At 53.3% G+C, this 21,105-nt stretch carries 14 protein-coding genes; 7 read left to right on the top strand and 7 right to left on the bottom strand.

Features of this window, described 5'->3' with window-relative positions; all coding sequences use genetic code 11:
• Positions 1-469 precede the first annotated feature (469 nt).
• Positions 470-2,149, top strand: coding sequence for an ABC transporter substrate-binding protein (locus E5K03_RS06795; protein ID WP_171006622.1), 1,680 nt, complete (start codon positions 470-472; stop codon positions 2,147-2,149).
• Positions 2,150-2,302: 153 nt separating this feature from the next.
• On the opposite strand, the gene E5K03_RS06790 is transcribed toward E5K03_RS06795, so the two are convergent.
• Entirely contained in the window at positions 2,303-4,084 is a 1,782-nt protein-coding gene (locus E5K03_RS06790; protein ID WP_138005674.1) for a M28 family peptidase, read from the bottom strand.
• Positions 4,081-5,595 (bottom strand): carboxypeptidase M32, encoded by a 1,515-nt coding sequence (locus E5K03_RS06785; RefSeq protein ID WP_138005671.1) that lies wholly within the window; start codon positions 5,593-5,595, stop codon positions 4,081-4,083. Before E5K03_RS06785 ends, E5K03_RS06790 begins: the two co-directional genes overlap by 4 nt.
• Before the next feature lie 229 nt (positions 5,596-5,824).
• Between E5K03_RS06785 and E5K03_RS06780 the strand changes: the two genes are divergently transcribed.
• The 4 genes from E5K03_RS06780 to E5K03_RS06765 are packed head-to-tail and all read left to right on the top strand — an operon-like array spanning position 5,825 to position 11,240.
• Complete coding sequence (locus E5K03_RS06780) at positions 5,825-6,823, top strand: ABC transporter permease (protein ID WP_240729968.1); 999 nt, start codon at positions 5,825-5,827, stop codon at positions 6,821-6,823.
• Positions 6,823-7,809 (top strand): ABC transporter permease, encoded by a 987-nt coding sequence (locus tag E5K03_RS06775; protein WP_138005666.1) that lies wholly within the window; start codon positions 6,823-6,825, stop codon positions 7,807-7,809. The genes E5K03_RS06780 and E5K03_RS06775 overlap by 1 nt, the downstream gene beginning before the upstream one ends.
• An 11-nt stretch (positions 7,810-7,820) precedes the next feature.
• Positions 7,821-10,265, top strand: a complete 2,445-nt coding sequence (locus E5K03_RS17800; protein ID WP_138005664.1) for a dipeptide ABC transporter ATP-binding protein — start codon at positions 7,821-7,823, stop codon at positions 10,263-10,265.
• A 21-nt stretch (positions 10,266-10,286) separates the two neighbouring features.
• Entirely contained in the window at positions 10,287-11,240 is a 954-nt protein-coding gene (locus E5K03_RS06765; protein WP_138005661.1) for an LLM class flavin-dependent oxidoreductase, read from the top strand.
• Positions 11,241-11,324: 84 nt separating this feature from the next.
• Here E5K03_RS06765 and E5K03_RS06760 read toward each other — a convergent pair whose 3' ends face one another.
• The 3 genes from E5K03_RS06760 to E5K03_RS06750 all read right to left on the bottom strand — a co-directional run bounded on the left by E5K03_RS06760 (position 11,325) and on the right by E5K03_RS06750 (position 15,061).
• Positions 11,325-12,023, bottom strand: coding sequence for an SDR family NAD(P)-dependent oxidoreductase (locus tag E5K03_RS06760; RefSeq protein ID WP_138005659.1), 699 nt, complete (start codon positions 12,021-12,023; stop codon positions 11,325-11,327).
• A 16-nt stretch (positions 12,024-12,039) separates the two neighbouring features.
• A protein-coding gene (locus E5K03_RS06755; RefSeq protein WP_138005657.1) for an IS630 family transposase occupies positions 12,040-13,040 on the bottom strand; the annotation gives its coding sequence in 2 pieces (ribosomal slippage) (positions 12,040-12,548 and positions 12,548-13,040; 1,002 coding nt in all).
• A 278-nt stretch (positions 13,041-13,318) separates the two neighbouring features.
• Positions 13,319-15,061, bottom strand: coding sequence for a M28 family peptidase (locus tag E5K03_RS06750; protein ID WP_138005655.1), 1,743 nt, complete (start codon positions 15,059-15,061; stop codon positions 13,319-13,321).
• 129 nt (positions 15,062-15,190) lie between these two features.
• On the opposite strand from E5K03_RS06750, the gene E5K03_RS06745 reads away from it, so the two are divergent.
• Positions 15,191-16,576, top strand: coding sequence for a M20/M25/M40 family metallo-hydrolase (locus tag E5K03_RS06745; protein WP_138005654.1), 1,386 nt, complete (start codon positions 15,191-15,193; stop codon positions 16,574-16,576).
• Positions 16,577-16,877: 301 nt separating this feature from the next.
• Complete coding sequence (locus tag E5K03_RS06740) at positions 16,878-18,053, top strand: dipeptidase (RefSeq protein WP_138005652.1); 1,176 nt, start codon at positions 16,878-16,880, stop codon at positions 18,051-18,053.
• A gap of 484 nt (positions 18,054-18,537) precedes the next feature.
• On the opposite strand, the gene E5K03_RS06735 is transcribed toward E5K03_RS06740, so the two are convergent.
• Both E5K03_RS06735 and E5K03_RS06730 read right to left on the bottom strand, forming a co-directional pair.
• A complete protein-coding gene (locus tag E5K03_RS06735) occupies positions 18,538-19,299 on the bottom strand; it encodes an aspartate/glutamate racemase family protein (protein ID WP_138005650.1) in 762 nt (253 codons plus the stop codon).
• Complete coding sequence (locus E5K03_RS06730; RefSeq protein WP_138005648.1) at positions 19,299-21,092, bottom strand: M28 family peptidase; 1,794 nt, start codon at positions 21,090-21,092, stop codon at positions 19,299-19,301. Before E5K03_RS06730 ends, E5K03_RS06735 begins: the two co-directional genes overlap by 1 nt.
• Positions 21,093-21,105 lie beyond the last annotated feature (13 nt).

Here is a 21,105-nt window from a genome sequence, read left to right as displayed (position 1 = left end):
CCAGAACAGCTCCAGTCAATTCTGGGTGGGAGAGAACTTCGGTAAGGACGAGAGGCATCACTGAGCGGTATATCTTGGTCTTGCTATCCAACTACAACTGAACGGAGGCCCTTGAGGAAATGTAGAAAGTGCTGTCCGAAGAACTCCAAGTAGACACAGCAGACTCTTCGCATGAGATTTTTGAATATCGATCGGACCTACACGCCAGGATGGTTACTCGGGCTGGCCTGCGTTCCTCAACTCAGAGCAGCCTCGTGAGCAGAGTTCTAAGATCTCTATGAGTGGTTCAATGTCGGACTATGCCGTGATACGAGCCAGCCCTGGTATCAAGACTGCGTCGCGCTACGAGCAAGACTTCGGTCCTAAACTGAACCGAAGCACTGTCGAGAAAACAGAGATTGAGCATGAAAATTAAATCCAGGAGTGCGATCACCGATGATTATTTATACCGGAAGGTGTAGAATTGATTATGGTTGAGAACCACAAGCATAGCCGTAGTCGCCGCTGGTTTTTGGGGGCTGCAGCCGGAGCGGGCCTCACAACAATAGCAGGATGTACCGGTGATGGCGGTAACGGAAACGGTGGAAATGGCAACGGAAACGGCAATGGAAACGGCGACGGCAACGGCAATGGAAATGGGTCGAGCGGACGGGAGAATCGGCTGATTTTCGCACAGAACGCAGCACCGGACGAAATTGATCCGATCAATAACCGGGGTGGGAACTATTCAATCGTAATCAAAAATTGGGTTTACGATGCCTTGTACACATACGATGAAGGTACAAATTTAGTACCATTATTGGCAACCGATATGCCTGAAATGAATGACAGCGGGACACAGCTGACGATTGAAATTGATTCAAATGCTCGTTGGCACGATGGTGAACCAGTGACCGCAAGCGATGTCGCATATACGTTTACCCAGCCGGTCGAAGAATCGACCGACTACGGAACGGATTTCGCACTCATTACGGAGATGGAAGAGATCGACGAGCAAACAATACAGCTCAATCTCGACGAACCATACCCACCAATTCTGAATACAATTGCTCATCCGCTCGCACCGGAACATGTTCGCGAGGAAGACCGCGAAGAGTTTGGTCGAAGCGTCGTTGTTGGGAGCGGACCATTCGAGTTCGTTGAATGGGATCCAGGGAATTACACCCGTCTTCGCCGACACGACGATTACTGGGGTGACACACTTCCGGAACTCGAGGAACTAGAATTTGTCCCAGTTGAAGAAGATACAACCCGGATTACCGAGTTCGAAAATGACGAAGTAAATGTTGCGAATAACATCTCGCCTGATCTTTGGGGAACGGTCGAAAACATGGATGATGCGAGCATTGTTAGTGGACCCGAACTCAACTACCAGTTCGCCGCGTTCAATATGAACGAGGGCGAGGCTACAAAAAAGGAAGTTAGAGAGGCAATCGTATACGCGACTGATCTTGATTCAGCTATTTCGAGGTTCGTAGACCCAGTTGGATCCCGAATGTACAGCATCCTCCCAGAACCTCTTGCAGAAGACTGGGATATGCCGCTTGACGAATGGCGTAATATGTGGCCAGACCAGGACATTGACCGAGCCAGAGAGCTGTTTGAAGAAGCAGGAGTCCCTGACGATTGGGAGTGTAACATCATTGTCTCTTCGACATCAATGCGCGAAAACGTCGCTATTTCGATCGCAGACGGGATCAACGAAGCGGGCTACACTGGAACGGTTCGTCGGCTTGATTTCGGCACAATGCTTGAAACGTTTAGTTCCGGTGATGCAGATGAGGTCAATATCTACCTGCTTGGCTGGACTCGTGAACCAGATCCAGATCGCTTTATTTACGAGTTGGTACATCCCGACGGTGCATTCCAAGGGACCTACTATGATAATGATGAATTCGCACAGTTGCTCGACGATGCACGCGTAAATCCGAATTATGAGGAACGCCGAGATATGTATGAAGAAGCGGTTACAATGATGATCGAAGACCGTGTTCACATCCCACTGTATAATCTTAGCACCAACATGGCCGTAAAAGAGTATGTTAATGGCTTGGAGCCACATCCAGTCGCAACAGAGAATCCACAAGTATTCTCTGACCGCCGTGTGACAAATTCCGGTGTTTCCGGTACAAACGTCAGCATCGACTAATTTCAACTACAAACTGACATTTTTTCATCGAAGGTTAAAGTGCATCTGCGCAGTGTCATGCTTAATCACTTGCCGATAGTCGAATGAATCAAAAGAGCCGCAGTTCTACAGAAAAAGCAGGCCGAGTGCCTCGGGACTTGACCCCGAGGCGGTTCACTCGTGAGTTGCGTAGATCCGCTCAAGTTGCGAGCAGACCGAACGGATCTCATAGACGATCTTATTGCATGATCGACGCACGCCTTGTGCGAGAAAGCGTTTGTCATCATCTGTATGTGGCGGGTTTGACACCGGCGCTAGCGTCGGGAGTGGTGGCCTACCAACGGCAGGATCCTGTTCGAATGGCCCATCGGTTGCATAGTTGATACGGGTGAGAAGCCGAGCGAGCGGTCGAAGGTTTTCGAACGAGTGGTCGTCGCATTCGTACAATCGATCAACGGTATGTGCAAGGACTCTATAAGCTTCGGCCACCCGATCGAAGTCAGATGTAAGACCAAGATTTTCGGCCCCTGAAGCGAGCGAATCCAAGGTCTGGCGATGCTCTTTAATTGTTAGTCGATAGTCTAGCGGACAGTGGGTACTGGCCGCGAGTCGATAGGTCGCGATCGTATACACCTTGGTATCGCGTTCTAAAACAGCAGGGTCGGCTTTATCAATCGTATCAGTCGAAAGATGCCACGCATCAGCATGTCCACCACTTCCACCAACTAAGTGATAGTCTCGCTCATCTCGCACCGATTGTTCGATCGAAGATTGCAACGAAATCCCCGCAACGCCGATGTTGTTAAACGAATAATCACCTGCGCGAGAAGGACGACGGGTACGTGTCTGCTTCCCAGTTACATCAGCGATCGCACCAACTGCAACGGGCTCAGCTGCAGTCATCCATTTCACACGGCTCAAAAACTCGACTGCGTCGGCTACACCCGGACTATCAACGTTCACATGTGCGACGCAGTTTCGATTGATCTCGTGTCCGAACTTATCGACGTACCATGTTGAGCCGGCATAGCGCCCGGTTGAGTGCCCTGGCCACCAGCAGATACGAACAGACCGAGAGAGTTGTTCTGCATGCTCTGTGAGTACGATCGCAGATTCCAGCAGTGATGCATCACCAGTTGCATTGTCAGTGGCGCCTACATGCCATGAGTCATAGTGGCCGTGTAAGATTACAAATTCGTCGTTATCTTGACCACCTTGGATAGTTGCCTCAATAAGTGGACACTGGTTCCATCCCGTTTCAACCGACGTACTTACTGTGAGAGAGAAAGATTCATCATCGTCAAGGAGCGTATCAAGACGCTCACCGTCCGAAGCAGAAATGTTTGCGACAACAATTTCAGGAATCTTATCACGCTCATCGTGCGTTGGTGCACCGCCCCAGACAGGTGATATGATCCCCTCGTGTGGTTCATCATTGTGAGGATGGATCGCAATGAACGCAGCAGCACCACGAGCAGCGAGCCGTCTGATCTCTGCGATTGGAATTAACGACTCCGCAACAACCACCTTTCCAGCAACATCAACATCGTCAATATGTAGAGAGTGATTCAAGAGTGACTCAACAGAATCACCCTCGTCGTCTGCGTGGAGCCGAAGAACCTCACCGCTTGCCGTGTCATCTGATGAAAAAGCCACGGTCTTCGCGCTGGAAAATAAAACAGATCCATCAGCGCTCGAAACCGTCGCTGTGACCGGAGTGCTCAGATACAATTCCGGTTCGTAGCGGGTGTGATCTACACCGTGTTTTTCAAGCACAGTTTCGATATGCGCAGCTGCTTTGCGCTCTTCGGCCGTACCGGAAACGCGTGTTAGAGACGACAGCGTCTCAACGCTCTCCCAGATTCGATTCCGATCGATCGATTCAAGAATCGACCGCTCAAGTGGCGAGACAGACGGAGATTGACAGTCGTATAATAACCGTTCGTCACTACTCATAGCTCGTATATATCACTGTATTTTGACCTCATATCTGAGACAAAGTATGACGCGGTGAGTGGTTCTCCTGTTGCGACTTCTATGAGTTCGTCGGTTGTGTACCGCTGGCCATATTGGTGGACTGCATCGGTGAGCCACTGATGAATTGCTTCAAACGACTCTTCTGCAATGAGTGACTCAAGATCACCGAGATCCGATTCAAGAGCAGCCTGCAGCTGTGCGGCAAAGACGCTACCGACACTGTAATTTTGGAATGTTCCGATCCGTCCGAGAGACCAATGGATATCTTGGAGACATCCCAGTGTATCCGTCGGTGGTGTGATACCGAGTAACTCATCCATCAGTTCGTTCCATCGTGCTGGGACATCTTCGATCGCAAGGTCGCCATTTATTAAATCACGCTCAATCTCGAAGCGGAGCAGAATGTGCATGTGGTAGGTGAGTTCGTCAGCTTCAACACGAATGTAATTTTCTTCGTAGACCTGATTTGCTGCTGCATAGAGATCTCGTGAGCTTGTTCCGTCTAAATTCGGGAAGTGTTTGATGAGAAGCGGTTGTATCAACTCCCAGAACGCTTCGGTTCGGCCAACCTGATTCTCCCAGAATCTCGACTGAGATTCGTGAATTCCATGACTGCGAGGTTCACCGAGCGGCGTTCCGTATGCATCAGTTGGAAGTCCTTGTGTGTAGTCTGTGTGACCAAATTCGTGCAGTGTACTGGTGAGTCCATCAACCGGAGTCTCTTCATCAAACCGGGTTGTCATTCGGACGTCAAACTGATTACCGAACGAAAACGGGTGCGTTGAGGTGTCAAGTTTTGTTTTTTCCCAATCGACTAAAACAATATCAAGTACTTCTTCCGAAAGAGCAAATTGTGCATCTGCATCGTAAGTTCCGTCAAAAACGCCTGCAGCGGGATCGACATCGGATTCTCGAATTTCTTCGATTAGCGGGACAAGTTCATCTCGAAGTTCATGGAGCATTGATTCAACCGTCTCAACCGAGAGATACGGTTCGTATTCCGCAAAAATCACGTCAAACGGCTCTGCGTCTGGATCAATCTCTGCGGCTTGTTCCTGCCGGATTTCAACAATTTCCGCTAACATTGGTGCGAACGATTCGAAATCATTGTTACGACGCGCCGCTTGCCAGACAGGAGTGGAATCGCTAATCGCTTGTGAGAGACGTCGTTGCAGCTCTCTGGGAACCTCTGCTTCTCGCTCATATTGGCGACGGATCTCTCGGACAACCGCTGTTTGATCGTCCGAGAGAGACGCACCCGAGAGTGATGAGAGCGCTGTGCCAATCTCGTCACTTGTGAGTAATTCGTGTCTGAGAGAAGAGAGAGTGGATCTCTGTCCCGAACGTGCTGGTGTGCCATCGGCCGGCATCATCACCTGTTGATCCCAAAAGAGTATATTGTCGATTTGGTCAAGATGGACAATATCTTCATATTGAGCCACCAGATTATCGTACGCCTCGGCTGCATCGCTCGTATTGCTGGCTGCCATAGCCTACGTTTCCTGCCAAAGTATATAATGCTTGTTGACACATACCAAAGTAACCGGGAACAGTACTGCTACTCGAAAAATTTTTGTTCACTCGTAACACTCGTATATGAGTAGTGATATCATCAAACACAATTATCGTCTGCCTTCCCCGACCCGCCACGATAGCAACCGCTAGACGGGTTGCAAGTAGACTGGAGGTCGCCGTATGTCGCTGAGGGGGGGGTTTCCTGTGAGCTTGATTCGATACGTAGGCTCGCGGATCATACAGTCGGTACCGGTGTTATTTATTATAGTTCTTGTGACATTTCTGCTCACGAATCAAATCCCAGGTGACCCAGTTTCGATTTTCCTTAGCCCGGGCGCATCTCCAGAGCTGATCGCAGAGGTACAAGCGCGGTACGGACTTGACCGACCCCTCCATGAACGATTTATCGCATATCTGTTTGGTGTGGTACAGGGAGACTTAGGCTACAGCATTCACTACGGGATGCCTGTAACAGAAAAAATCATTGAACGACTACCGATAACTGTATTTTTGACCACATGCGCATTTGCTTTTGCAATCGCAATTTCCGTCCCACTTGGAGTCATTTCGGCAAAGCGGCGAAACAAACCGACCGACCACATTTCTCGAATCGTTTCGTTGATCGGAGTTTCGACGCCGTCGTTTTGGATCGGATTGTTGTTGATCATCATTTTCTCGTTTTATCTCGGTTTGTTCCCGGCAACTGGATTGGTTCTGCCGTGGGCGGACCCCGAGACTGTCCGTGGGGCCGAAACACGACTCGACATACTGCGATTATCAATTCACCATGCAATTCTACCGACGATCGCACTCGGAACGCTACAAATGGCACAAATAACCCGAATCGAACGCTCCTCCATGGTTGAATCGCTTCGAGAGGATTACGTGTTGTTAGCAAGAGCGTATGGATTTCCCGAGCGGACGATTCTCCGAAAGCACGCGTTTAGAGCAGCACAGTTACCTGTTTTAACGATTATCGGACTCGGGTTGAGTACTGCACTCGGTGGTGCAGTGTTGATTGAAACAGTGTTCGAAATTAACGGAATGGGCCGACTAATCATCCAAGCAATCAATAACCAAGACTACGAACTTGTCATGGGAACCACGATCGTTTTCGGTGTCACATATGTCGTTGGTGTGATTGTCACTGACGTGTTGTACGCCTACGTTGACCCTCGCGTTCAGTACGGAGGTGAGGAATAATGGCAAGCGGAACCGTCGACGAGACGGTCGAAACCACGCCGTCAGAGAGACACAACGACGGTGAAGATCTTGAAAAAAGTAATTCGGGTGTGCGTTACATCCTTACACAGATCCATAAGGATACGTCGGCAACTATTGGTCTGTACGTCATTTTATTTGTTGTTGCAGTTGCAGTGTTCGCATCAATCGACTACTATATATTCGATTACGCATTCGCCGAACGATTCCTTTACCATCCAGAGCGGGATGCAGCAGGTGGACAACGATTACTCCCACCCGTCGGCATGGAATCGATCTATGGCCCGGGTGTCATTGAGCATCCACTCGGGACTGATCATCGTGGAAGAGACATTTTTACTCGAATGATCTATGGAACAAGAATCGCGATCACTGCGGGCTTTGCGGCTACGTCGATCGGTCTCGTTGGCGGGACAGTAATTGGCGCGGTCTCTGGATACTACGGCGGGAAAGTAGACGACCTGCTTCAGCGATTTACCGAAGCTTTGTACGCAATTCCATTTCTCGTGCTTATTATCGCGTTTATGACCGCATTTGGACGTGATGTAACATACGCAATGGTCGGGGTTGGGATTGTTTCGATACCAGTTTTCAATCGTCTTATCAGATCTCGCGTCGTTAGCGTCCGTGAAAAAGAATACATCGCAGCCGCAAAAGTGGCTGGAGCGAAAGACTACCAGGTCATCCTATACCACATTATACCAAACAGTTTTTCACCGGTTCTTGTTCAAGCAACACTCCAGATTGGTGTAAGCATTCTGATTATTGCGGGGCTTTCGTTCCTCGGGTTTGGTGCACAACCGCCGACACCGTCATGGGGACAGATGCTCGCAGAGTCTCGAGATTATATGCTTCCAGCACCGATGTATAGTGTCTGGCCCGGGCTTGCAATATTAATCACAGTGTTCGCGTTCAATCTTCTTGGCGATGGTCTCCAAGATGCGCTCGATCCACGAATTGAAAATTAAACTCACAGATAATGACAGGGAAACCAATTCTCGAAGTAACAGACTTACAGACGCAGTTTCGAACGGATAATGGAATTGTTCGTGCGGTCGATGGCGTGTCGTTTACACTGCACGAACGCGAAGTTTTGGGCCTCGTTGGTGAATCCGGTGCGGGAAAAAGCGTGGCAATCAAAACCGTCCTGGGATTGATCGAGGAGCCCGGAGAGATTGTTGGCGGTGAAATCAAATATAAAGGTGAGACAATATACGCTGTCGAGCAAGATGCAGATGGGACACCAAGGCCAACTGCAGATTCATATACAGATGCACAAATACGAAAAGAGATTCGCGGCAACGAAATCGCAATTATCCTCCAAGATCCGATGGAGAGTCTTAATCCGGTTTACACCATCGGAAGTCAAATACGAGATGTAATCGAGCTAAACCGTAATATTCGCGGATCACAAGCAAAAGCCGAGGCAATCGAGATACTCCGTGAAGTTGGCATCCCTGACCCACAGAAAAATTACAGCGAATACCCACACGAGTTTTCTGGTGGTCAACGCCAACGAATCATGATTGCAATGGCTCTTGCCTGCGAACCCAGCGTTATTATCGCAGACGAACCAACAACCGCGCTCGATGTGACTGTCGAGGGGCAGATACTCGACCTCGTAACTGACCTCAGGAACAAGTATGATACGAGCTTTATCTGGGTAACTCACGATATGAGCGTCGTTGCTGAGTTGTGCGATCGAGTTAACGTAATGTACCTCGGGGAGATTGTTGAGTCAGCACCGGTTCGAGAGATCTTTTATGAAACAAAGCATCCCTACACGCAGGCTCTCTTGCGATCGATACCACGCCCTGATGTTAAACAAGATGAACTCCAATCGATCGCAGGGGTGATGCCAAGTGCACGCAATCCCCCTGCAGGATGCAGATTTCACACACGGTGTCCAGCGGCAAAAGATGTTTGTCAACAGGTAACGCCGCCATTAGAGGATCCAGAGTCCAACACTGGATCAACAACTGACGGTCACACGGTCAGGTGTCTTCAGTATGAGCCGTTCGAGGCAGACTATCAAGAGAGCACATATATTGCGAACAAGGCGAATCCAGATGGAATAAAGACAGATTCACAACTGCCAGAGGCCGACGAATCTGAAACAATTGACGAGTCAGATGCGTTCGAAAAGACTGGCGAGCCAATACTAAGTCTCAAAGGAGTACGAAAGGAATTCAATACGAATAGCGGATTACTTGGACCACTTTCAGTTTCTTTCTCACGCGGCGTTCCACAATTCGAATGGTCAAACGATGTTGTCACTGCAGTTGATGATGTGTCTTTGGACGTCTATCCGGGCGAAACGCTTGGATTAGTGGGTGAATCGGGCTGTGGAAAATCAACACTTGCGAAGACGATCGTCAGGCTGATTGAACCGACAGACGGATCAGTGATGTTCGACGGGGAGACGCTCAGCGATCTCACTGGAGAGCCGCTTCGTAAGAAGAGACGAGACATTCAGATGGTATTTCAAGATCCACACTCATCGCTCGATCCTCGAATGACGATTGGAGAAATTATTGGAGAGCCCATGCGTGTCAATAAGCTGTATGATAAGGAGACGCGTAGAAAAAGAGTGTACGAGCTTCTCGAAAAGGTAGGGCTGAATAAAGAACAATACAATCGCTATCCACACGCGTTCTCCGGTGGCCAACGTCAGCGTGTTAACCTCGCTCGAGCATTATCGATTGATCCAAAGGTTGTCGTCTGCGATGAACCAGTTAGCGCACTCGATGTGAGCGTGCAAGCACAAGTCTTGTCGATCATGAAAGATCTTCAAACAGAGTTTGACCTTACATACCTGTTTATTAGCCACGATCTAAGCGTCATTAGACAAATAAGTGATCGGATTGCGGTGATGTATTTGGGACGGATCGTTGAGGTAGGCTCAACATCCGACGTATTCAGCGATCCAAAACATCCATACACTCGCGGGCTCTTAGAATCGATTCCGGTCCCTGATCCGGACGTCGATACCAATCGAGAAAATCTCTCTGGAGACGTTCCAAGTCCGATTAATCCACCATCTGGGTGCCACTTCAATCCGCGGTGTACTGCATTTATTGAACCAGAAGAGTATGCAGGACATCCACTGTGGGATGAGACGCTGGCGTTCATCCGGGCGGTTGAACGACGGGAGTTTATTGCTGACAGTGCCAGTGCAGTCCATGAGATGTTCTTTACTAAAGAGCTGTCAAATGACGCACTGGGGTCAATCGTTTCTGAGGCCATTGATTTGGTTGTAGACGGAGAGTGGGAAACCGCGTACGAGCGGCTCGAATCGGCGTTTCTTGCACCGAGTATCTGTACACAGTCGGTTGCGGAGTATAATATCAATGGAGATGAAAGATCTGTTCTCTGTCATAGATATGCACCTGACAGAGCCGGATTTGGTGAAGAGACTTATTAGCTACCCATGTGTCTATGATGCATGGAATTTGCGGTGAATATCCCAACAAGTGGAGGATCTAATGAGTACAGTACACTCCCGTATTGTGATACGATCAACTGGCACGATCAGCAATCATATGCAGTAACCGCTGAATCGGTTGGATTTGATGGTGTTGCAGTTCCAGATCATCTAATGACTGGTGATGGTGCAACAACCGAGTGTTTACTCACACTCGCTGGTATTGCGGGCGTTACAGATAGTGTCTATCTCTACCCGAAAACAATCAATAACATCTTGCGTCATCCACCACTACTAGCAAAATCACTCGCAACATTGGATTCAATCTCCGAGGGCCGACTGCGCGTCGGTATGGGTGCCGGATGGAAGGAGGATGAAGCGATTGCTTACGGATACGACTGGCCCGGAGCGCCAGATCGGCTGAGAGAAATGGAAGAAACAATTGAACTGTTCATACAGCTGTGGACGACCGATCGCGTGAGCTACGACGGTGAGTATGTTTCTGTCACCGATGCTTGTTGTCTCCCTCATCCAATCCAGACACCCCATCCACCGATTATGGTTGGTGGTGGTGGTGAAGAGTTTACATTGAGAATTGCCGCCAAGCATGCTGATATCTGGAATTTTTGGGGACCAACTGCTGTTATGGAGCACAAGCTTTCGGTTCTGAAACGCCACTGCGAGACGTACGATCGTGAATATAATCAGATCACAAAATCATGGTTTGCTCGCTGCCTCATCCGAGAGACTGAAGCAGAAGTCAAATCGCTTCTCAAAGATGTGCCGCGATTCCATCCCGACTCAATCAGTGAGACCGAATTTGCACTCGTTGGAACGCCGACGCAGGTTGAATCACAGCTTCGTTCGTTCCTCTCACTTGGAATCTCCGAAATAGTGCTCGAATTCGTCGATTTTCCAGAGACAGATGGGATATCGCTGTTCGCCGAAACAGTATTGAAAAACATTCAGTCGTAATTACCTTACCGCCAGGAACGACGGCGAGATCATCATAATCATCCAAACTGGTATCAGAGTGGATTCTCCGGCACACTTCGTCAATTATGAAAGCTGTGCGCCACCATCAACGGTAAGAAGCTCGCCAGTAATGTAGCTGCTTTGTGGATCGAGAAGAAACGAAATCGCGTTTGCAACCTCGTTTGCGCGTCCCATTCGCTTGGCTGGAAGCTGTGCTTCAAACGAGCGTATTTCTTGTTCGGTCCAAAGTCCAGATTCCATCGTCAGCGGCGTCTCAATCAACCCGGGGACAACACAATTGACTCGTAAGTGGGGAGCGAGCTGCTTGGCAAGGCCGCGAACAAGTCCGAATTGACCAGCTTTTGCGGCTGAATAGTGGACTCCACCGCTCATACTTCCTCGTTGTCCGGCACCACTCGAAACGGTGACGAACGTAGTATAACCTCGATCGTACATCGGTATACATGTTGCACGGGCAACATTGTACGCACCGGTAATATTCACGTCAAGAATTCGTTGCCAGCGAGCAGGAGTTATCTCATCAATCCATCCTGGCTCTGGTGTGCCAGCACAGTTTGCGACCGCACAAATATCACCTACCTCTTCAGCAGCCTCGATCGCAGATTCAACAGCGTTGTACTGGCTGATATCTACAACGTGTGATGTTACCGGATTCGGGTATTCATCGTCATATGTGTCCATGAGAGTAGGATCAATATCAAGTGCCAGAATTCGATCGTACCGTGAATTTGAGCGGAGCGATTCGACTGTTGCAGCTCCTATTCCGCTATAGTAGGCACTAGAAGTAGTTACTCATTTTAGGAACAGAGAGTTTGTCGAGAGCGGTGTCGATCGCTGTTGTTAGCTCATCGAGTGAGTCAAAGAAGCGGTTGCTAAGAGCCTTTTGCAGTTGTCTCCAGCATTCTTCGACCGGATTCAACTCCGGTGAATACGAGGGTAACGTCACGAAGGCGAGGTCGTCACGGGCCGCTAGGTCCGTGACGGCCGACGCCTGAAAATACGGCGCTCCGTCCAACACGATGATCAAGTCATCTTCGAATTCTTCACATAATGCTAAAATGAAATGCTTTGCGTGTTCGGCCGTGATGTACTCGGTAAATCGAGAGAAGAAGCGATCACCGTCCTCGGTGATCGCGCCCAGCAGACACGTCCAATCACGTTGGCCTGAAAGCTCGACCGAAGGCCGCGTGCCGCGCGGAAACAACGCGGCAAGCGGCTCAACTTGCACGGATTTCTTGGTTTGGTCAATACAGACTACGGTGGCGTCCATTTCCCGCCGCTTTTTTTGAGCTCGTCGTGGAACGCTTCTGGCTCGTCTTTGTCAGCTTCGGCGGCTGAACGGCGTGGTTTTTGATAGCTCAATCCCGCTTCTTTCAGCAACCGCCGACAACTCGGGATTGAATACTCAACGCCATACGTTTCTTCGAGATACTCTTGGGCAAGCGCCGGCGTCCACGTCGACGCGTCGATCCCGACCTCTTCAGGTGGATAGTGAACGGTTTCTTCGAATTCTTCCTGCTGTAATTCTGAGAGTTTACGTTTTCTTCCAGTTCGTTTATCATCAGAAACGGCTTGCTCAAGCGACTCGTCGGTGTCGAGTCGCTTGAGCCAGCTGTAGATGGTCCGTCGCTGAACGTCGTACCACTCAGCTAGCTCGGTCTGCGTTACACCACTCTTGTACGCAATTGCCGCTAAAAGCCGTTGTGTCGGCTTCTTTTCGTTCACGTTGTCGAGAGCGTCTTGCAATTCCTCGACGGAGATCTCGTCGAGATGATCCACTACCACTTACAACAATCGCCGAGCAAAAAGTTCTAACGGTTATTATAGCTGCACCAGTAACGACAGCAGTTTTTTCTTGTGACACACCGCTGTACTCACGAGCCAACGGTATAGTTCTGTGCGAAATCGCTAGAATTCGCTTTGGCAATTTATTTAATCAGAAATGCTTCCGAGAAAGCTTCATGCGTTCGTATCTGACCAGCCCCAAACTTCTTTATGACCGCTAGTGATGTATTTCCATCGTTAAACTAAACCGAAATACAGGCGTACGTGAACGCTTAGGCGTATTTGTCGACGAACCGCCGAGCGGCTTTGACCGCTTTTCCGACCCGGTGGACAACCCGGTTACGACCTCGTCGAACCGATGTTTCGGCGAAACGTCGCTCGCGACCAGAGAGCTCGGGTAGCTCTTCGGCCAGTCGCAGATACGGGAGTCGTTGGTGAGGTAGTGCAGGGTCATGTCCATATTCTTCGGTCTCCATGTACAGTGTCGGAACAAGGAGATTGCCCAGTTGCACCTGCAGGTCCTCCGCGTCGGCCGCCAGATTTGGGTCCGACTCCGCGTGATTATTGATCAGCTCATTTGCATCTATAATCACTGCCTCTAGTTCGTTGAGTATGCTGTGGATCTCCTCGAACTCCTGCCCAGCAAAGGACTCGATGTCCGAGAGTACGGTTCGAATGTCTTTGACAGTTGCTGTGTAGTCGTGGGGGAGGACTGGTGAGTAGCCAAAACGCGCGGCCAATGCGACGTATAATTGTGTCTCTTCGACCAACACGTCCATATCGACTTTGTCCCGGGTATCTTCGGGAGTATGCCACCACCATCCGCCGCCGATGGGGCCACCTTCGTCGGTCGCAGGGTCGAGTCTCGCGCCTGAGAGGAGCGAACTCAGCCCAGCACCCCAGAACGACTGGTCGGAGTTGCGCGCAGGCCGTCCGGAACTCCCGAGCCAGCTCTCGTCGTCGTCTCGGAGTGGGAGGTCAGTCGCTGATTCGATGGCGTCGAGGTGCTCGTCCGCGAGTTCAGCCATGTGCTGAAACCAGATACTGTCGGCCCCCTTCAGACCGTTGAGATCGACGTGGAGGTAGCACACACCGTTCTCGTTGAGGTCCAGCCACTCCTCGTCGGCGTACCACGCGCTGCCCGCATACCGTCCTGTTGAGTGAGCGGGCCAGAAGCCGAACACCAGTCCGCGGTGGGGGTCCTCGTCGGCCTCAGCGATGACCCGTGCCACCTCCATCGTAGTTGCCATCGCAGTGGCGTTGTCGGTGACGCCCTCGTACCACGAGTCAACATGGTTGCCCATAAGCATGTAGCGATCGCTCTTAGTCCCCTCGATACGCCCCACGGGACACGGAAGCGTGGTCAGCCCGATCGTCACCTGCGTCCGAATAGTCGCCTCGACCGGTCCTTCTGTGACCTTCTCGCGGAGCCATTCGCCGTCTGCGCTCGTGACCTCAACCACCGGGAGATCCGGAATTTGATCGGCATCCTCGTGGGATGGCGTCCCCCAAATCGGGGTGACGATCATCTCGTGAAGGTGCTCGCCCCCGAGGGACTCAAACACCACACCAGCGGCGCCTGCCGCTTCGAGATTTGTGATGGGTTCGGGTGTCGGCAGGCCGCGTGTGAACACGAGTTTGCCCTCAACGTCCTCGGCGGCCAGCGATTCCTCGGTGAGCTCCGGGACATGGACGACTTCGCCGTCGACCCCAGACGGCGGTGTGCTCGCCCCGAATGACGTGGTGATCGCCTCATCGATATTGCGCTTTTCGGGCGAGGTAACCGTTATCCCCGCCTCTTCGGGCGTACTGATGAGCGCCTCAAACTCAAGTATCTCGGCGTCGACCCCGTATGCTTCGAGCTTCTCAACAACGTACTCGCTTGCCTCCCACTCGTCTTCGGTCCCCGAAACGCGAGCGAGGTTGTCAAACACGTCTAGGTGAGCGTCCATCTCGTCGACGTCGATCAGAGACTGGATCCCCGTCTCTACGTCTCGGTTGATAGGGTCTAACATAGCTCATCAGATGCTCAAGAGGATTAAAACGGTTTGGATGCCACCCATCGTTTCCCATTCTTTGCGCCGTCGATCAAGAAACTTTGATATCCTCCCTCGTTCTTTTCGATGGTAGTGAGATAAATTCACATGGCTGGAAATCCTGCAAATTATATTGATAAACGGTTCGACAACTTCATTGAGGACCTCCTCGGACTTCTTGAACAGCCCTCTATCAGCGCGACCGGCGAGGGTGTTTCAGAGTGCAAGGATCTTGCGGAGCAACTCTGTCGCGAGTACGGCTTCGACGAGACTGAGACGATCGAGACTGACGGCCAACCTGCGGTCATCGCGCACGCCGAGGCCGATGAGTCGTCCGACGAACGGCCGACCATCCTGCTCTACGGCCACTACGATGTCCAGCCTGTGGACCCCGACCAGTGGACCTCGCCGCCGTTCGAACCAACCATTCGGGAAGGCCCGGACGGTCGCGACCGAATCTACGCCCGAGGTGCGGGCGACAACAAGGGTCAGTGGTTCGCACATCTCTGTGCGGTTCGGGCGCTCCGCGAGTCGACTGGGCTTCCCGTGAATGTGCTCCTCCTCCTCGAAGGCGAGGAAGAAAGCGGGAGCCCCCACCTCGAACAGATCGTCGAAGATCGTGCCGACGAACTCGCCGCCGACCTGACGTACGTGGCCGACGGCCCCATCGACGCCTCGGGCCGCCCACACGTTTTGATGGGCGCTCGTGGAATGCTTTATGTCCAGATCGATGCAACCGGCCCGAACCGTGACCTCCACTCGGGCAACTACGGTGGCCCGGTGCCGAATCCCGCGTGGGAACTCACCCGCATCCTCTCGTCGATGAAGGACGCGGACGGTCGAGTCACTATCGAGGGCTTCTACGACGACGTCCGACCGATCGCTGACCTCGATCGCGAGGCACTCGACGCGATGCCCTTCGACGTCGAAGCTGTGAAAGCGGATCTCGACATCGGCGGCTTCGCCGACGGTCCCGGCGATACCTACCTCGAAAAACTGCTGTACTACCCGACGCTTAATATCGCAGGATTCGCGAGCGGCTACGGCGGTGAGGGGACAAAGACGATCATCCCGTCGACCGCGAAGCTGAAGATGGACATGCGACTGGTCGCTAATCAGGACCCCGACGACATCTACAAAAAATTCAGCAGCCACGTCGCGGACCACGCCAGTGGGACTGTCGACCTTGAGGTGTCGAAGTTCGGAACGATGTGGCCCCAGCGGACGCCCCTCGACCACCCCGTCAGGGATCCAATTCTTGATGCAGTCGCCGATGGATGGGACACCGACCCCATTCTCAAGCCGACGCTCGGCGGATCGCTCCCGACCGCGGCGTTCGCCCGCTATCTGGAGACGCCTGTCGTCGTCGTTCCATACGCCAATAGCGACGAGAACAACCACTCACCCGACGAGAATCTCGCCCTCGAGTGTTTCGATAATGGCATCCGGACAACCGCGAGCCTCCTCGACAGACTCGTCGATTACGACGGATAGACCTTCGACGATCGGACGCAGTGCTCAAGTGCGTCACCGCCTCTCCCCCTCCCTTTTGGATCCGGCGACGCCGTTGGCAGCCGCCAGAACCCGTGGGACCGATTCGACGATCTGCCCCTCGCGGTGAGCATCTGTCCGTCGTCGGCTGTACACTCCGAATGGTGGTTTGTTCCTTCCTCCCATTTATTATTCACCCGGCGTCTCACGCGCTGAAATCGGGTGCGAGCGACCGCTCTTACTCTGTTCGCTGGTTCACCGCTTTCCGAACGATTAACCTGCTACTCACACGCTTCAACATACAATGGGATCAAACAAACAGTACGATGGTTACAAGTCGTATGACTACCTGGCGGTCGGCGACGACTACCGGGCGTTCACGCTCCCCGAGCGACACTCCGGCTTCGACCCGTACGAAATCCCGCTCACCGATGAGGAGACAGAACGTGCCCGGGAGGTTGCCGCGGACAACTACGTGGTGTCGTTCCACGAACACCCGTTTTATTTCCCCGACGATCTCGATGAGGATCTCTGGGACTACATCCGTGAGGGTCGAGCGGTCACCGCCTACGAGCACCTGGCTGAGACCGCGCTGGACGGCGTCTTCGATATGCACTTCGACGGACTTGCGAGTATCCACTCCCAGCATGGTTGGAAGTGGGACGACATTGTCCACGACGTTAGCATGCGCGCCTGTGATATCGCCCACTCAGAGTACGCCATCCGCTGTGACGGCGTCAACGACATCCGGCGAGCCTACGACGAGGGAAAACTCGCAGTCGTACCGGCGCTCGAATCCGCTGCAATGATCGAGAACGAACTCGATCGCATCGAACAGCTCTACGGCATGGGTGTCCGGTCAATGGGTATCACCTACACCGCGTCGAATGCCCTTGGAACAGGCGAAGGCGGCATCTACAAGCGCGATGGCGGCTTGACCTCGTTCGGTGTCGCGGCTGTCGAGCGGATGAACAAGGTGGGTATGGCGATCAGCACGAGCCACTCAAGCCCCCAGACGACTCTCGACGTTTGCGAAGCGAGCGAAAAGCCCGTCTTCGACACTCATGCCCTCGCTCGAAGGGCCGGCGTGGGAAAACGCGGTGCGTCCGACGAGGAACTGGAAGCGATCGCCGACACCGGCGGCGTCATCGGTATCCTCTCGTCGACGCACCTGCCCGACATCGATACCTACATGGCGCATTTCGAGTACATCGTCGATCTTGTCGGGATCGACAACGTTGCGTTCGGTCCCGACGTTCTCTACGGCGACCACACGGCGCTTCTGGAAGTGCTTGCGGACTTCCATGGCATCGAACTTCCCGAGACGACGCTCCAGAATCCTTACGTGAAGGGCCTGGAGAATCCCACTGAGGCGTGGAACAATATAATCCGATGGCTCGTCAAGAGTGACTACACCGACGGGGAGATAAAAAAGGTGCTCGGCGAGAATATCCTCCACGCGCTTGAGGAGTCGTGGTGAGCGCCACCTGAGCGTAGCGGGTCTCACACTGTCAGCGGGTCGCTTGATGCCAGTAGCCTCTGGGCAGCCGACAAGCGTTGCCTGTTTGCAGGCGCGATCGTTCCGTCGTCCCGAACTACAGCAAATCGAGGAGAGACCCACGGCTTCAGCTCTGTCTCTTACCCACAAATTGAGTCGAATCCGAGATCGAGGAACCTGACTAAAACTCCCGATACCTACACGTAACACAGCCCTGTGGAACGATTTTGGTGATTTTGTTCACCCACATTATGTGATCCTCACCGCCGAGATCACTGCCTGAATCTCTCCTCGCCTCGATCGGGCGATGGTAGATCGGGTACGACAGCGGCTGAAACGTCCGTTCGGTACTTCGTGAACTTATGGGTAAGAGACAGGGCTTCAGCTGTGGGCGGATATCAAGCCGGCATGATGTACCACTCCCTGGAATAGACACCTCGAAGGGGTATGACTGTTGTCTCCCGCCTCAGTCGTCGTCTGCGGCGGTTGTGGGGGTCTCACTCAACAGATCTCCGAGTTTGTCAAACTTCGGCTCGGGGTAGGTCTTCGGACTCTGGGCGACGCCGTGGCGCGCCCACGTGGCCGCCTGCTCAAGCGCGAGACTCGCAGGGTCGAGAAACGGCACCCCGACACGCTCTGCAATCTCGTCGTGGCGCTGGGCAAATGAGAGGCTCATGCAACCGGGGAACAGCGCTTCGGCGCCATCTTCTTCGACCGCCGCCTTTCCCTCCCGAACCATGCGCTCGACGAGGTCATCGTCACCGTGGTCGATCGACTCCACGGGTGCATCGACGGAGCGCACGCTCACGCAGCGCTCCGAGAGGTGGTGCTCGTGGGCCTGCTCGTGGCTCATCGGGATTGTTTCATTGAGGATCGTGAGCCAAGTGAATCGGTCGGCGACCATCGCGGCGGTGTGAATTGTGGTCTCTGCCGGGCCAATTACCGGGATTGACAGGAGCTCACGCAGCCCGCGTATCCCTGGGTCGCCAAAGCAACCGATCACAAGCGCGTCGAATTTCGACTCGACACGGTGGGCAGTCTGCATCGATCCAACCGTACACCAAAGCTCCTCAACGGCGCTTTCGATGCTTGTTGGACCGGGACCATCGGCCTCAATCACGGTTACCTCGACGTGGCCGGGCGTGAGTTCGTTGGCGACACGCTCGCGGCGTTCCTTCTCTCTGTCGGGCAGGCCAACACCGGGAACGAGATAGCAGACGTCAACCATCAGATATCACCTCCCACGGCGTCCGCAACGATATCACGCGCCTGCTCCAGTTCGCCCACGACAGCGTTCTGCTCGCGAGTGAGCTGAATATCGATAAACCGCGCTTTGTCACCGTCAACAACCTCAAACTTCCGGGCGATCGAGTACCGCGGGAACGGCTGTCGGCTGGTCGCCGGATCCTGCTGAAACTGCCCGCGCTCTACCAGATAGAGGCGCGTCAGTACGCGGGAAAGCGACGTTATCACATTGTTTGCGGTCGTGGTGTCGATCTCGCCAGCCTTCGCTGCCTGCTGGAACGATTCAATCTCAATCTCCAATGAGTCGAGTCGATCGAGTGTAGGTGAGAAGTCGAAGCGACTGCCGGCGATCTCGTCGTAGCGCTCGACGGCCTGCCGGAGCTTCGCGGTGCTCCGGGCGTGATCGAACGGGAGCACGTCTGCGTTCAGAACGCGAGCGATCGAGACCACGTACATTCGGATATCCCGCAAAAGCTCCTTCTCACCTGCCTTGTCCATCGTATCTGTTGAGACGTGCCAGGCGTCAGAGTTTCCGCCGCAACCGCCGACGCCGTGGTAACCCTGCTGCTCGCGAATCTCCGCAGGGATATTCGAGGAGAGCATAAGAAAGCCGGTGATGCCAAGATTGTCGAAAGAGTAGTCGCCCGCACGGAACGGGAAGTGTTCCGCGTAGGGTGCGCCGGTCACGTCGTCGATAGCCTCCCCGACGAGGTCGTGGGCCTCGGGGCACCAACAGGACATGTCTGTGTACTCGGTCGCGTCCTTTGCGCCTGGGCTGTCCATGTTGACCTGTGCGACACAGTGCTCGGCCAGTTCCCGAGCGAATTGATCAGCGTACCACGTCGACCCGGCGTAGCGACCCGTGGAGTGCCCCGGCCACCACGCAACCCGGAGGTTCCTGTCGAGGTCCTCACGATGGGCCTCAAACGCCCGAGCGGCTTCAAGTAGACCGGCGTCACCGGTCGCGTTGTCTGTGATGCCGACGTACCAAGAGTCGTAGTGGCCGTGGAGCAACACAAAGTCGTCGTTCTCGGGAGCGGCCTTGCCCTTGATCTCGGCGACGACGACAGGACAGGCCATCCAGTCGGTCGTCAGGTCGGTTGAGAGCTCCAGTTTGAGCCCTTCGTCACTCTCTGCCCACCCCTTGAGCGTCTCCCCATCGGGGTTATTGACGTTCGCGATTGGCACATCTGGGATCTTTTCCAGTTCATCGTATCGGGGTGCCCCGCCCCAGATCGGCGTGGCGATCCCGCTGTGTGGCTCCCGGTCGTGTTCGTGGATCACAATCACGCCCATCGCACCCTTCCCCGAGAGCTCGCTGATCGCGCGAATCGAGAGGTTTCCAGCTCTCGTGAGTGCGATCTTGCCGGTCAGGTCACCCACGTCGTGATACGGCTCCTGGACGTCGTCGTCGTCCGCCAGTAGGTCGCCGCCGGCAGCGCCGACGTACTCGACGGGACCGGAGACGGTCGTCGATGCCGAAAAGGAGACTGTCTTGACCGGTCCGGGCTCGAACTCCCTGTTGGGTGTTTCGATCGTTGCCTCGTGTGGCTGGCTAATGTACAATTCGGGTTCGTAGCGCTCGTAGGTGACCCCGTTGGCGTCGAGTCGGTCACAAATGTAGTCGGCGGCCGCGGCCTCGTCGGCAGTCCCGGAGACGCGGTTCAGCGTGGAGAACTTCTCCAAAAGGTCCCACGGCTCATCGAGAGATACTTCGTCAAAGAGACGTCGTTCGAACTGATCAAGGGAGTCCCTGTTTGTGGTCGGTTGGCTCATTGTAGGTTGCGTT

This window comes from Halalkalirubrum salinum (assembly GCF_005543295.1).
Taxonomy (GTDB): Archaea; Halobacteriota; Halobacteria; order Halobacteriales; family Haloferacaceae; genus Halalkalirubrum; species Halalkalirubrum salinum.
Note: the sequence above shows the minus strand (reverse complement) of the source record. Positions and strands in the feature narration are given on the sequence as shown.